Below are 12,292 nucleotides of genomic sequence, written 5' to 3' on the forward strand. Positions count from 1 at the left end.
GGCCCTACAGCTCGACCGAGAGCTCCCGCACCACCGACTCGTCCACCTCGACACCCAGCCCCGGCCCGGACGGCACCTGCGCCACGCCGTCCCGCACGGTCAGGCCGGAGGCGTAGGGCGACGCGATGAACTGACGGCCGTTCAGGTCGGCCGGGCCGCCGATGCCGTGCGCGCTGAACAGGTGCAGCGACGCGGCCAGGCCGATGTCCGAGTCGGTCAGGCCCGACCCCAGCAGCCGGACGCCGCAGTCCTCGGCCAGCTGGCACAGGCGGTGCGAGAGGGTGAGGCCGCCGGAGCGCTGCACCTTGGCGACCGCCACGTCGATCGCGTCGAGCTTGACGAACGTCGCGAGGTCCGTGGGATGCCTCAGGCTTTCGTCCAGCGCCACGGGCAGGGGAGAGGCGGCGCGGAGACGGCGCTGGCCCGCCACGTCGTTGGCCGGCAGGGGCTGCTCGAACGCGAAGACGTTGCAGGGCTTGAGCTCCGCGGCCACGCGGAGGGCCTCGTCGACGGTGTAGGCCTGGTTCGCGTCCACCCACAGGGGTGCGTCCGGGGCGGCCTCGCGGACGGCGCGGACGACGTCGAGGTCCGCGTCGCCGTGCAGGCCGATCTTCACCTTGAACGAGCGGTAGCCGTGCTCGAAACCCTCCGCCACCGACTCGGCCACCTCGCCCGGCGTCTGACCGGAGATGATCCACGCGAGCTCGACCTCCTCGAGCCGGCGCTGGCCCCACAGCACGCCGATCGGGACGTTCAGCGCCCGGCCGACCAGGTCGTGCAGGGCCACGTCGAGCGCGCACTTGGCCAGCGGGGCGCCGATCGAGAAGCCGCGGTTGATCGTGCGGTCGAAGATCCGGCTGATGCCGTCCAGCTGCCACACCGGCCTGCCGATGATCGCAGGTGCCAGATACCGCTCGACGGTCCAATAAATCGATTCAGCGGTCTCGTAGGTCCAGGCGGGAATCGGAGTGGCCTCGCCCCAGCCGTGCACGCCACCCGCGCTGATCTTCACGAGGATGCGAATGCTCGGATGACCTGCGACGGCGACCGTTCCGCCGGACACGCCGAACGAGCGCGACGTCGGCAGCGCGACGGCGTGGACGCTGACTTCTTCGACGGTCAGGCCGAGCTGCATCGATCCTCCATCTTGACCGGTCAGTGGACCGGACATAGCGTACGGGAAAGCGCTTTCCAATCCGAGGGAGCTCCGTGAGCACAGTTCCGGCAGACCGCTGGCGAGGTGTCGTCGAACGGACGTGGCGTCCGGCCGCGCTGCTCGCCGCGTGCCTCGTGATCTGGCACCTCGTCACCGCCACCGGGCTGGTCGAGGCCTACCTGGTGCCGTCGCCCGCCAAGACGTTCGGCCTGTTGGTGGACAAGTGGTCCTACCTCTCGGGCCACACGTGGGTGACCACGTACGAGACGATCCTCGGGTTCGTGATCGCGGGTCTTCTCGGCGTGCTGGTGGCCGTCGCGATGGTCTACTCGCGGACGATCGAGAGCACCGCGTACCCGATCCTGCTGTTCGCGCAGGTCATCCCGAAGATCGCGATCGCGCCGCTGTTCGTGGTGTGGCTCGGGTTCGGCTTCGAGCCCAAGGTGATCGTGGCCGTGCTGATGGCGTTCTTCCCCGTCGTGATCTCCACGGTGACCGGCCTGAAGTCGGTCGACACCGAGATGCTCGAGCTGGCCGCGACGATGGGCGGCGGCCCGGTCAAGACGTTCGTGAAGATCCGCTTCCCGGCCGCGCTGCCGCACCTGTTCGCGGGGTTGAAGGTCGCCGTCACGCTCGCCGTGACCGGTGCCGTGGTCGGCGAGTTCGTGGGCTCCAACGAGGGCCTCGGCTACGTGATCCTGCAGGCCAACGGCAACATGGACACGCCGATGCTGTTCGCCGGCCTGATCGTCATCTCCGTGGTCGGCGTCGTGCTCTTCCTGCTGCTCGACCTCGCCGAAAAGCTGATGCTGCCCTGGCACGCCAGCAGGCGTGGCGCCGCCGTCACAACCCTTCTCGCGAAAGGCTGATCGTGAAGAAAGTGCTTGCAGGCCTGTTGCCCGCGATGCTGCTGATCACCGCCTGCGGTGGGGGAGGCGGCTCGACGTCGAGCTCGGGCGGTGAGGCGAAAGAGGTCACGCTGACCCTCAACTGGTACCCGTACGGCGAGCACGCGCCGTTCTACTACGGGGTCAAGGAAGGCATCTACGAGAAGCACGGCATCAAGCTCAAGATCCAGGCGGGCCAGGGTTCCGGCAAGACGGTCACCGCGACCGGCGCCGGGCAGACGGACTTCGGCTGGGCCGACACGTCCGCGCTGGCCACGGCCGTCGAGCAGGGCGTGCCCGCCAAGAGCATCGGCGTGTTCCTGCAGACCACGCCCGCGTCCGTGCAGTTCTTCACGGACAAGAACATCAAGAAGCCCGAGGACCTGAAGGGCAGGTCCGTCGCCACGACGGCGGGGGACGCGCTGACGAAGACGTTCCCGGCGTTCCTGAAGCAGAACGGCATGCAGGAGTCGGACGTCTCCATCCAGAACATCGACCCCGCGGGCAAGATGGCCGCGGTCATCTCGAACCGCACGGACGTGCTGCTCGGGTTCGCGTCCGACCAGGGACCGACGATCAAGGAGAAGTCCGGCAAGGACGTCGGCTACCTCCGGTTCTCCGAGTTCGGCCTGAACTACTTCAGCAACGGGCTGCTGACCTCGAAGTCCATGCTGCAGAAGGATCCCGAGCTGGTGAAGAAGATGGTCGCGGCGACGCAGGAGGCGTGGACGGCGGCGCAGAAGGCGCCGGAGGCCGCTGCCGAGTCGATGAAGGGCGCCGCCGAGCAGCTGCCGTCGCCGACGGTGGTGCTGGAGCAGTTCAAGACCACGCTCACGTTGCTGCACACCGACGCCACGAAGGACAAGGCGCCGGGCGTGAACTCCGTGGACGACTGGAAGAAGACCATCGACACCTTCAAGCAGACCGGCATCATCAAGGAAGCGTCGGAGCCTTCGGCGTACTGGGAAGAAAGCGTTGCCCCGAAAGGATGAGCGCAGCAGGGATGAGCATTGACGTGACAGCCACCACCACCTCCGCTGTCGAGATCAGCGACGTCTCCGTGCGCTTCCAGTCGAAGCGCGCGGAGGTGACCGCGATCGACCGGGTCTCGCTCGACGTCGCGCCGGGTGAGTTCGTGTCCATCGTCGGCCCGTCCGGCTGCGGCAAGTCGACGTTGCTGAAGCTCGTCTCGGGGCTGCTGAAGCCGTCCGCGGGCTCGGTGACGCTGCTCGGCGAGCAGGTGCGCGGGCCGCGGCACGACATCGGGTTCGTGTTCCAGCGCGCCGCCCTGCTGGAGTGGCGGTCGGCGCGCAGGAACATCCTGTTGCAGGCCGAGATGCGCGGGATGAACGCGGCCGAGGCGGCGCGGCGGGCGGACGAGCTCATCGAGATGACCGGGTTGTCCGGGTTCGAGAACGCACTGCCGCACGAGTTGTCCGGCGGCATGCAGCAGCGCGTGGCGTTGTGCCGGGCGTTGCTGCACCAGCCGCGCGTGTTGCTGATGGACGAACCGTTCGGCGCACTCGACGCGTTGACCCGCGAGCAGATGAACGTCGAGCTGCACCGGGTGTGGCGGGAGACCGGCACGACCGTGCTGCTCGTGACGCACTCGATCGCGGAGTCGGTGTACCTGGCGAACCGGGTGATCGTGCTGACCCGCAGGCCCGCCGTCGTGCACGAGGTCATCGACGTCGGCCTGCCGGCCGAACGCGACTACTCGGCGACGATGGCCCGTCCCGAGTTCGCGTCGGCCACCGCTCGCATCCGCGACCTGCTCGGAGCCGTGACAGGTCAGGACTGAGCGCGTAGAGTCTGGCTCGCCGCCGCGTGGTAAGCGCTTTCCCAAGCCGATCCACGAGGTGGTGCGCGATGAAACGCTCGCTCTCGGTCCTGGCCGCGCTGGCCGTGGCGGCGGCCACCCTGGTACCCCAGGCGGCCGCCCAGCCCGGTCCCGTCACGGATCCACTCCCGGCCCCCGCGCCGTCCGGCACGGGCGTGCGGCTGCAGGAGATCGCCCGGCTGCCGCAGTCGTCGACCACTCCCGCCGCCGGGGACAGCAGGCTCAAGCAGTACAACCGGATCAACTACCTCGGCGAAATTCCGGACGGCTCCGGCAGGTTCTTCGTGCCGGACATGAACGGGAAGCTGTACACGCTGAGCGGGGGCGAGCAGCGCACGTACCTCGACGTGCGCGCGACCATCGGCGCGAACTTCCACAACCACCAGGGACTCGGCAGCGGGTTCGGGTTCGTCGCGTTCCACCCGAAGTTCGCGACGAACGGCAAGTTCTACACCGCGCACACCGAGGCCAAGGACGCGCTGAAGAACCGCAGGCCCGACCTGCCGTCGCCGAACTCCGTGGTGCACGGCGTGATCACCGAGTGGACCGCCTCCAACCCCCGCGCGGCGACCTTCTCGGGCACGCGCCGCGAGCTGCTGCGCGTCGGGTTCGCCCAGTACCTGCACGGGTTCCAGGAGATCGGCTTCGGCCCGGACGAGCTGCTGTACCTGGCCGTGGGCGACGGCGGCATCGGCTACCGGTCGGACGTGCCGCAGGACGTGAAGGTGCCGCAGGGCAAGATCCTGCGCATCGACCCGGCCGGGTCCGACAGCGGCAACGGGAAGTACGGCATCCCGCCGTCGAACCCGTTCCTGGGCAGGCCGGGCGCGCTGGCCGAGCTGTACGCGATCGGCATGCGCGACCCGTACCGCTTCAGCTGGGACACCGGCGGCACGCGCAAGATGCTGCTCGGCCACATCGGCGAGAAGGTCGTCGAGTCGGTGTACGAGGTCAAGCCCGGTGCGAACCTCGGCTGGGGGCAACGGGAAGGCCATCTCACCTACCGCCGCGACGACCCGAAGTGCCAGCTCTACCCGTTGCCCGCGGACGACGCGAAGTACGGCTACACCTACCCGGTCGCGGGCTTCGACCACAACCGGCCCGGCGGCGGCTGCGGGGACAGCGGGAACGCGCTGATCGGCGGGTTCGTCTACCGGGGCAGCGCGATCCCCTCCTTGCAGGGCAAGTACGTCTACGGCGAGGGCGTGAAGGGACTGCTGTACTACGCCGACGAACGCGACATGCGGGCCGGTGCGCCGATCGCCCGGACGTTCGAGCTCGCCGTGTACGACGCGGCGGGCAACCGGACGACGCTGAAGTCGTTGACCGGCAAGAGCCGCGTCGACCTGCGGTTCGGCACGGACGCGGCCGGTGAGCTCTACGTGCTGGCCAAGGCGAACGGCAGGATCTGGAAGGTCACCGGCACCGTCCAGACCGCGCAGGCCTGTGCGACCGGCGGCGAGGTCGTCAGCGACGTGACCCGCGCGGCCGACTGGAAGCCCGTCACGCCGTCGCGCTGGCGGTTCCCCGGCAACGAGGTCGTGCTGTCCAAGGCCGGTGGCGTGCGGCCCGGACCGCGGCGCCCCAACGAGTACGCGGTCGTCACGAAGGGGCCGTCGTTCGGCAACGTCGTCGTGGACGCCCAGGTGCGGCTGGACACGCCGGTCACGCGGGCCGAACGCGACGTCGTGATCGTGTTCGGGTACCAGTCCGACACGCGCTTCTACTACGCGCACCTGTCGTCGGACAACAAGATCTACCCGCACAACGGGATCTTCCTGGTGGACAACGCCGACCGGGTGCGCATCGACGACCAGTGGAACGGGTCGGTCGGCGCCGCACCCGCGATCTCCGACATGAAGTGGCATCGGGTGCGGGTGACGCACTGCGCGGACACCGGGGCGATCGCGGTGTACGTGGACGGGTCGTCGCAGCCGCTGATGACCGCCACCGACACGAAACTCCGCTCCGGACGCGTCGGGTTCGGGTCGTTCGACAACATCGGACGCGTCGCCGACCTGCGGATCACCGGTTCGCCGGTGTCGGCGCTGACTGCTTCGGAGGTGTCGCCGGGCATCGCCGCCTCGGTCGTGAACCACTACGACTTCGAGCACCCCGCCGCGGACGCGAAGAAGGAGGACGACATCGGGCGGGCCGGCTCGCGCACGCCGATCACGCTGGTCAACGGCGGCGCGGCGATGCGCGTGCAGGACGGGGCGTTCCCGGCCTCTCAGACCTCGCTGCAGCTCCGCCAGGTGCGGCCGGGGGTGAAGAGCAACGACGACTGGAAGGCGGGCGTCTACGGCTCGTCCGGGGTCGCGTCGATGAAGGCGTTCAGCAAGGCGCGCGGCATGTCGGTCATGACGTGGGTGAAGATCACCGGTGAGGCGCCCGCGCGGAGCACGTCCGGGTTCTACGGCGCGATCGGGTTCGCCGGGGTGCTCTCGGGTGACTCGGACGGCCACGCCGCGCGGGCGTTGCTGGAGGCGGAGAACCACGACGGGGCGATGCGGCTGATCGCCCTGGGACGCCGGCTGGACGGCGGGGACAAGCAGTTCTTCGTGGCCAAGGCCGACTGGAGGACGTTGCTGCCGCCGGGGAAGTGGGTGTTCCTCGCCGGGACGTTCGACTTCGACAACGGCACGATCGGGCTGTACGTCGACGGTGTACCGGTGGAGGGGTCGTACGCGGTGCCCGGTGATCCGTGGAAGATCGTCGGCGGTGCCGAGCCGGACGTGACGTCCGCCGCGCTCTCGCGTGGTCTGAAGGTCGGCGGCAGCCACCCGCAGAACAACCGCGAGGCCAACGCGTGCAACTGCCGGCTCGACGGGCTGATGTTCCTGGACCGCGCGGTGACGGCGGATGAGGTGCGCGCGCAGTACGAGTGGGTGCGTTAGAGGGTTGTAACCACTTTATTAGCTGGGTAGATTCCGGGTGCCGCCGCGTTGGAAAGCGCTTTCCGCTGCCGTGCTGCACGGCCTGGCCCACAGGGTGGTGGGGGATGTACAGACGCTTATCTCGTTTGGCTGTCACAACATTCGTGCTCTCGGCGTTGTTCGTGCCGATCGCCTCGGCGCAGTCCGACGTGCCGATCGCCGACCCGTTGCCGACACCGGGTGCCTCCGGTGTCGGCCTGGAGCTGACCGAGGTGGCGCAGCTGCCGAAGTCGCAGCCCGTGCCACCGCCGACCGACGCCAGGCTGGTGCGCTACAACAGGATCAACTACCTGGGCGAGGTGCCGGACGGCTCCGGCCGGATGTTCGTGCCCGACATGAACGGCAAGCTCTACCTGCTGGACCAGGGCGTGCAGCACCCGTACCTCGACCTCGGCGCGGCGGTCGGTCCCGACTTCCACACGCACCGCGGCCTGGGCAGCGGGTTCGGGTTCGCCGCGTTCCACCCGGACTTCAAGCGCAACGGCAAGTTCTACACCGTGCACACCGAGACCGGTTCCGCGCTGACGGACAAGAAGCCCGACCTGCCGTCGCCCGGTGCCGTGGTGCACGGCGTGGTCACCGAGTGGACTGCCTCCGATCCGCGTGCGGACGTGTTCGCCGGCACCCGTCGTGAACTGCTGCGCGTCGGGTTCGCGTCGTACATCCACGGCTTCCAGGAGATCGGCTTCAACCCGACCGCGCGCTGGTGGGACGAGGACTACCGGCTGCTGTACATCGCTTCCGGCGACGGCGGAATCGGTGTGTCCTCGACGGTGCCGCAGGACCTTTCGGTGCCGCAGGGCAAGATCCTGCGCATCGACCCTGCTCGTCGTGATGGGGTCAACGGCCAGTACGGCGTGCCGCGCGCGAACCCGTTCGTGCGCACCGCCGGGGCGTTGGGCGAGATCTACGCGTACGGCATGCGCGACCCGTACCGCTTCAGCTGGGACCCGGTCGGTGGCCGCATGTACATGGGCCACATCGGGGAGAAGGCCGTCGACTCCGTCTACGAGGTCCGCAAGGGCGCCAACCTGGGGTGGAGTGAACGCGAGGGCATCTGGGAGTACCGGCGCGGCGACCCGTCGTGCGGCGTGTTCCCGTTGCCCGCGGACGACGCCCGGTTCGGCTTCACCTACCCGGTGGCGGCGTTCGACCACAACCGCCTCTCCACCCAACGTCCTTGCGCGGACAGCGGGAACGCGTTGATGGGCGGGTTCGTCTACCGCGGCTCGAAGATCCCATCGTTGCGGGGCAAGTACATCTACGGCGAGGGCGTGAAGGGCCTGCTCTATAACGCCGACGCACGCGAGATGCGTGCCGGTCGTCCGATGGCCGTGTCGCGCGAGCTGATGGTGTACTCCGGCGGTCAGCTGACCACGATGAAGGACCTGGTGGGGGACCCGAACCGGGTCGACCTGCGGTTCGGCGCGGACGCCGCCGGGGAGCTCTACGTGCTGGCCAAGGCGAACGGCAAGATCTGGAAGGTGACAGGTGCGCGCACCTTCGCCTCCTGCCGCTCGGGCCACGACTACGTCACCGGTTCCGGCGGCGCCCGTTCGTGGCAGCCGGTGACGCCCGCGTTGTGGCAGTTCCCCGGCCGTGAGGTGGTGCTGGCCCAGGCCGGCGTCGCCCGTCCCGGCCCGCGCCGCCCGTTCGAGTACGCCGTGCTGAGCAAGGGGCCCGCGTTCGGTTCGGTGCAGGTCGACGCGTCGGTGCGGCTCGACACCCCGGTCTCGGTGTCCAACCGGGACGTGATCATCGTCTTCGGCTACCGGTCCGACACCGAGTTCTACTACGCGCACCTCTCGCAGGACAACAAGATCTACCCGCACAACGGCATCTTCGTCGTGAACAACGCCGACCGCCTACGTCTTGACCACCAGTGGGACGCCGTGCGTTCCGTCGGCGCGGCACCGGCCGTCTCCGACGAGGCCTGGCATCGCGTGCGGGTCAAGCATTGCGCTGATTCCGGCGAGATCGCTGTGTACGTGGACGGGTCGCCTCATCCGCTGATGACCGCTGTGGACAAGACGTTCTCGTCGGGGCGCGTCGGCTTCGGCTCGTTCGACAACATCGGCCGCGTGCGCGACCTGCGCGTGCAGGGCAAGGGGGTCCGCTGATGCGGGTGATCCTGCTCGTGGCCGCCCTGCTCGTGGGCATGGCCGTGCCTGCTCAGGCGACGTTCGGCACCGTGCTGCCCACGCTGTCGCGCAACCTGGTGTCTTACTACGACTTCGAACACCCGGTGCGCGGTGACCTGTCGTTGGAACGCGACAGCGGCCGTTCCGGCACGTCGTTGCAGCTGATCAACGGCGGTTCGGACATGCGGGTGCGCGACGGCGCGTTCCGTTCGAGCCGAACCTCGTTGCAGCTCAAGCAGATCAACCCAGCTGCTGCCGGCAACGACGACTGGAAGGCGGGCCTGTACAGCGAAACCGGCGTGCCGACGCTCAAGGCGTTCAACGGCGCCCGCCAGGCGTCGATCATGGGCTGGGTGAAGATGACGGGCCAGAACCCGGCCCCGAACTCCAACTCCGCCGACCCGGCCGACCTGTACGGCGCGATCGGCCTGGCCGGCGTGCTGTCCGGCGACTCCAACGGCCACGCGGTCCGCGCACTGCTGGAGCTGATCCAGGTGGACGGCTCCTTGAAGCTCGTCGCCCTGGCCAGGCGGTTCGACGGAGGCGAGTCCCAGACCTTTGCGGCTTCGGAGGACTGGCACAAGCTGCTGCCGCAGAACGAATGGGTGTTCCTGGCGGCCACCTTCGACTTCGACACCGGCGCCATGGCGTTGTACCGCAACGGAAAGCCGTTGACCGGTAGGTACGTCGTGGCCGGCGACCCGTGGCTGCTGGAAGGCGAACCGGAACCCGACCTCGCCTCCGCCACCGACCCGCGCGGCCTCAAGATAGGCGGCAGCTACCCGCAGAACACCCGCGAGGGCAACGCCTGCAACTGCCGAATGGACAGCCTGATGTTCCTCGACCGGGCCGCGCGGCCGTGGGAGGTGGCACTACAACACCGCTGGATGAAGGGTTAGTCGAACACCGTGACGCCCTGGGCGGCCGGCTGCATCGTCCCGACCTTGGCCTCGCTCACCTTGAGCTTGGACATGTCGGCGATCGGCTGGCCGTCCGTCCCGATGAACGTCACCTTCGCCGGCACCATCCCTGGCAGCTCGGCCGTCATCTCGTTGATGGCGAACGAGTTGCTGTCGTCCATGTCGAACAGCACCCCGGCGAACGCCGTCTGCCCGGGCTGCAACGTGATCGACGGCCCCTCACCCGGCACCAGCTTCTGCTCCACCGGAATGGCCGCGGGCTCGTTCGCGGCGTTGGTGAAGGCGAGCTTCGGCCAGCCCTGGAACGTGATGGGCGCGCTGCCCTGGTTCGTGGCCGTGAGCAGCCCCAGCCCCGGCTTGCCCTGCATGGTCAGCTCGGCCTTCACCGCGGGCTGCTGCTTGTCGCTGGTTCCGGACGCGGGGGTGCTCGCGGAGGACGGCGGGTCCGTCGCCTGGGTCTGCTGGGCCGCCGGTGCGGACGACCCGCAGGCCGTGGTGGCGGCGGCCGCGAGGACGGCGGCGACGATCGTGAGACGCATGCGGGAACCCCTTACCGGTGGAACGTGTTGATCTCCATCGAATAGCCCGAGCACAGGGTCCCGCAAACCTCGATCGCCCGTTCGTGTGGTCACAGGGTCGTGAGCTTCACCGCCTTCGCCATCGCCTCGAACCCCTTGTCCCCGGGGTGCAGGTGATCGCCCTGGTCGTAGTCGGGCCGGATCCGCTGCGGATCCGCGGGATCCCGGATCACGCGGTCGAAGTCCACCACCGCGTCGAAGTCAGAACCGGTGCGGATGAACGAGTTCACGGCCTGCCGCGTCGCCTCCAGCTCCTCGGTGTAGCTGTTCCAGCCCTTGAACGGCGTGATCGTGGCCCCGACCACCCGCAGCCCGCGGTCGTGCGCCCGCGCGGCGATCTGCTTCAGCGCCGCGATGATCGGCGCCGGGTCGGTCTGGTGCGGGGTCTGCTGGATGTCGTTGATGCCCTCGAACACGATCACCGTGCGCACTCCGGTCTGGGTCAGCACGTCGCGGTTCAGGCGGGCCAGGGCGTTCGGGCCGGCCGAACCGCCGTCCAGCAGCAACCGGTTGCCGCTGATGCCCGCGTTCAGGATGCCCAGGCGAGTGTTCACGCGGTCGGCGAGCTGGTCGGGCCAGCGGAGGTTGGCGCCCCAGGTGGAGTTCGCGCCGTCGGTGATCGAGTCGCCCAGGGCCACGACGCTGCCCTGCAACGTCGACGAGCGGACGTCCACGCCGGAGACGTAGTGCCAGGCCGTGGTGCGTTCGGGGAAGAAGGCGGCGGACTCCTCGGCGGTGACGTTGCCGGTGCGGTTGAAGTACGAGTTCTGCATGGTGAGCGAGTGGTGGGTGACCGGGCCGCCGGGCGTGGGCGTGAAGGTGCTGATCAGCAGGTCGGAGTCGGCCGGGATCGCGAGCGGCACGCCGTCGCTCACCACGTCGGCGCCGGGCGGGGCCGTGACGGACTGGGCGCCGCCGAACGTCAGGGTGCGCATGGTGCCGGGCAGGGCGAGCGGGGTGTCGGGGCCCGCCGCGCGAGCCACGGTGACCTGGCCGAACGTGATCGGGGTGCGGCCGTAGGCGTTGGAGAGGCGGACGCGGATCTCCTTGCCGCCCGCGCTGACGTGCACGATGTTGCGGATCGTGAAGTTCGGATAGCCGTTGTCGGTGCCGGGGACCGCGGACGACGGCGCGGTGGCCCACGTGCCGACCCACCGCGGGGCCGCGGCCTGGGCGGGGGAGGCCGCCGCCACGAGCAACGCCACTGCCAGCAGAAAGCGCGTCATGCCCTCGACCTTGGCAGCGCTCCCACACGGGCGGTATCCGCCGATCTTCGGTTCTATGCTGGTGGACGTGTGGAACGGGGCGGAGTACCAGCGCAGATTCGACGCACTCGCCGAGTCGGGGATGGACGTGCACGGAGAGGCAACGTTCGTGCGCGCGTTCGGGCCGAGTTCGGTGCTGGACGCCGGATGCGGCACCGGGCGGGTCGCGATCGAGCTCGCGCGGCACGGCGTCGAGGTGGTCGGGGCCGACCTCGACGAGTCCATGCTGGCCCACGCGCGCGAGCAGGCGCCGCACCTCACGTGGGTGCGGTCCGACCTGGCCGAACTCGACCTGGGACGCACGTTCGACGTCGTCGTGATGGCGGGCAACGTGCCGCTGTTCACCCCGCCCGGAACGCAGGGCGCGCTCGTCGCGGGCGTCGCCAGACATGTCGGGAACGTGTTGATCGCCGGGTTCGGTCTCGGACGTGGTTACAGCGTCGAGGAGTACGACGCCCACTGCGCGCAGGCAGGGCTCACGCTGGTCGAACGCTTCGCGACGTGGGACCGGAAACCCTTTGAGGGCGGCGATTACGCCGTTACGGTGAGCCGTCTCAACAGGATCTGAG

Annotated in this window: 10 protein-coding genes; 7 read left to right on the forward strand and 3 right to left on the reverse strand. The window is 69.1% G+C overall.

The features are described 5' to 3' along the window. Window positions 1–4 precede the first annotated feature (4 nt). A complete protein-coding gene (locus ACQEU1_RS43280; protein ID WP_433216077.1) occupies window positions 5–1,135 on the reverse strand; it encodes a mandelate racemase/muconate lactonizing enzyme family protein in 1,131 nt (376 codons plus the stop codon). Window positions 1,136–1,209: 74 nt separating this feature from the next. Between ACQEU1_RS43280 and ACQEU1_RS43285 the strand changes: the two genes are divergently transcribed. From ACQEU1_RS43285 to ACQEU1_RS43310, 6 genes are all read left to right on the forward strand, one after another. Next, the gene (locus ACQEU1_RS43285) at window positions 1,210–2,025 is read left to right on the forward strand and encodes an ABC transporter permease (protein ID WP_433216080.1); all 816 of its coding nucleotides are present in this window, start codon (window positions 1,210–1,212) and stop codon (window positions 2,023–2,025) included. Between the two features lie 2 nt (window positions 2,026–2,027). Beyond that, the gene (locus ACQEU1_RS43290; RefSeq protein WP_433216083.1) at window positions 2,028–3,035 is read left to right on the forward strand and encodes an ABC transporter substrate-binding protein; all 1,008 of its coding nucleotides are present in this window, start codon (window positions 2,028–2,030) and stop codon (window positions 3,033–3,035) included. A gap of 11 nt (window positions 3,036–3,046) precedes the next feature. Then, entirely contained in the window at window positions 3,047–3,844 is a 798-nt protein-coding gene (locus tag ACQEU1_RS43295; protein WP_433216086.1) for an ABC transporter ATP-binding protein, read from the forward strand. A gap of 68 nt (window positions 3,845–3,912) precedes the next feature. After that, on the forward strand, window positions 3,913–6,780 hold the full coding sequence (locus ACQEU1_RS43300; RefSeq protein WP_433216089.1) for a PQQ-dependent sugar dehydrogenase: 2,868 nt from the start codon (window positions 3,913–3,915) through the stop codon (window positions 6,778–6,780). Window positions 6,781–6,905: 125 nt separating this feature from the next. Further along, on the forward strand, window positions 6,906–8,939 hold the full coding sequence (locus tag ACQEU1_RS43305; protein WP_433216092.1) for a PQQ-dependent sugar dehydrogenase: 2,034 nt from the start codon (window positions 6,906–6,908) through the stop codon (window positions 8,937–8,939). Beyond that, window positions 8,939–9,859: a LamG-like jellyroll fold domain-containing protein gene (locus ACQEU1_RS43310; protein ID WP_433216095.1), complete on the forward strand. Its 921-nt coding sequence runs from the start codon at window positions 8,939–8,941 to the stop codon at window positions 9,857–9,859. The genes ACQEU1_RS43305 and ACQEU1_RS43310 overlap by 1 nt, the downstream gene beginning before the upstream one ends. Here ACQEU1_RS43310 and ACQEU1_RS43315 read toward each other — a convergent pair. Together ACQEU1_RS43315 and ACQEU1_RS43320 are read right to left on the reverse strand one after the other, a co-directional pair. Beyond that, complete coding sequence (locus ACQEU1_RS43315) at window positions 9,856–10,419, reverse strand: DUF4232 domain-containing protein (protein ID WP_433216097.1); 564 nt, start codon at window positions 10,417–10,419, stop codon at window positions 9,856–9,858. The two genes, ACQEU1_RS43310 and ACQEU1_RS43315, sit on opposite strands and share 4 nt — an antisense overlap. Before the next feature lie 89 nt (window positions 10,420–10,508). Beyond that, a complete protein-coding gene (locus tag ACQEU1_RS43320; protein WP_433216100.1) occupies window positions 10,509–11,684 on the reverse strand; it encodes an SGNH/GDSL hydrolase family protein in 1,176 nt (391 codons plus the stop codon). Between the two features lie 55 nt (window positions 11,685–11,739). Here ACQEU1_RS43320 and ACQEU1_RS43325 point away from each other — a divergent pair, with 55 nt between their 5' ends. Next, window positions 11,740–12,291 carry a class I SAM-dependent methyltransferase gene (locus ACQEU1_RS43325; RefSeq protein WP_433216103.1) on the forward strand — a complete coding sequence of 184 codons (552 nt, stop codon included), beginning with the start codon at window positions 11,740–11,742 and terminating at the stop codon, window positions 12,289–12,291. The last annotated feature ends 1 nt before the right edge of the window (window position 12,292 follow it).

The organism is Lentzea sp. CA-135723 (assembly GCF_050936595.1).
GTDB lineage: Bacteria > Actinomycetota > Actinomycetes > Mycobacteriales > Pseudonocardiaceae > Lentzea.

Excerpts from the sequence above, each read along its gene's own strand:
- ACQEU1_RS43295 (WP_433216086.1), top strand. The coding sequence starts at position 3,047 with ATGAGCATTGACGTGACAGCCACCACCACCTCCGCTGTCGAGATCAGC.
- ACQEU1_RS43325 (WP_433216103.1), top strand. The coding sequence starts at position 11,740 with ATGCTGGTGGACGTGTGGAACGGGGCGGAGTACCAGCGCAGATTCGAC.
- ACQEU1_RS43320 (WP_433216100.1), bottom strand. The coding sequence starts at position 11,684 with ATGACGCGCTTTCTGCTGGCAGTGGCGTTGCTCGTGGCGGCGGCCTCC.
- ACQEU1_RS43280 (WP_433216077.1), bottom strand. The coding sequence starts at position 1,135 with ATGCAGCTCGGCCTGACCGTCGAAGAAGTCAGCGTCCACGCCGTCGCG.
- ACQEU1_RS43310 (WP_433216095.1), top strand. The coding sequence starts at position 8,939 with ATGCGGGTGATCCTGCTCGTGGCCGCCCTGCTCGTGGGCATGGCCGTG.
- ACQEU1_RS43300 (WP_433216089.1), top strand. The coding sequence starts at position 3,913 with ATGAAACGCTCGCTCTCGGTCCTGGCCGCGCTGGCCGTGGCGGCGGCC.
- ACQEU1_RS43315 (WP_433216097.1), bottom strand. The coding sequence starts at position 10,419 with ATGCGTCTCACGATCGTCGCCGCCGTCCTCGCGGCCGCCGCCACCACG.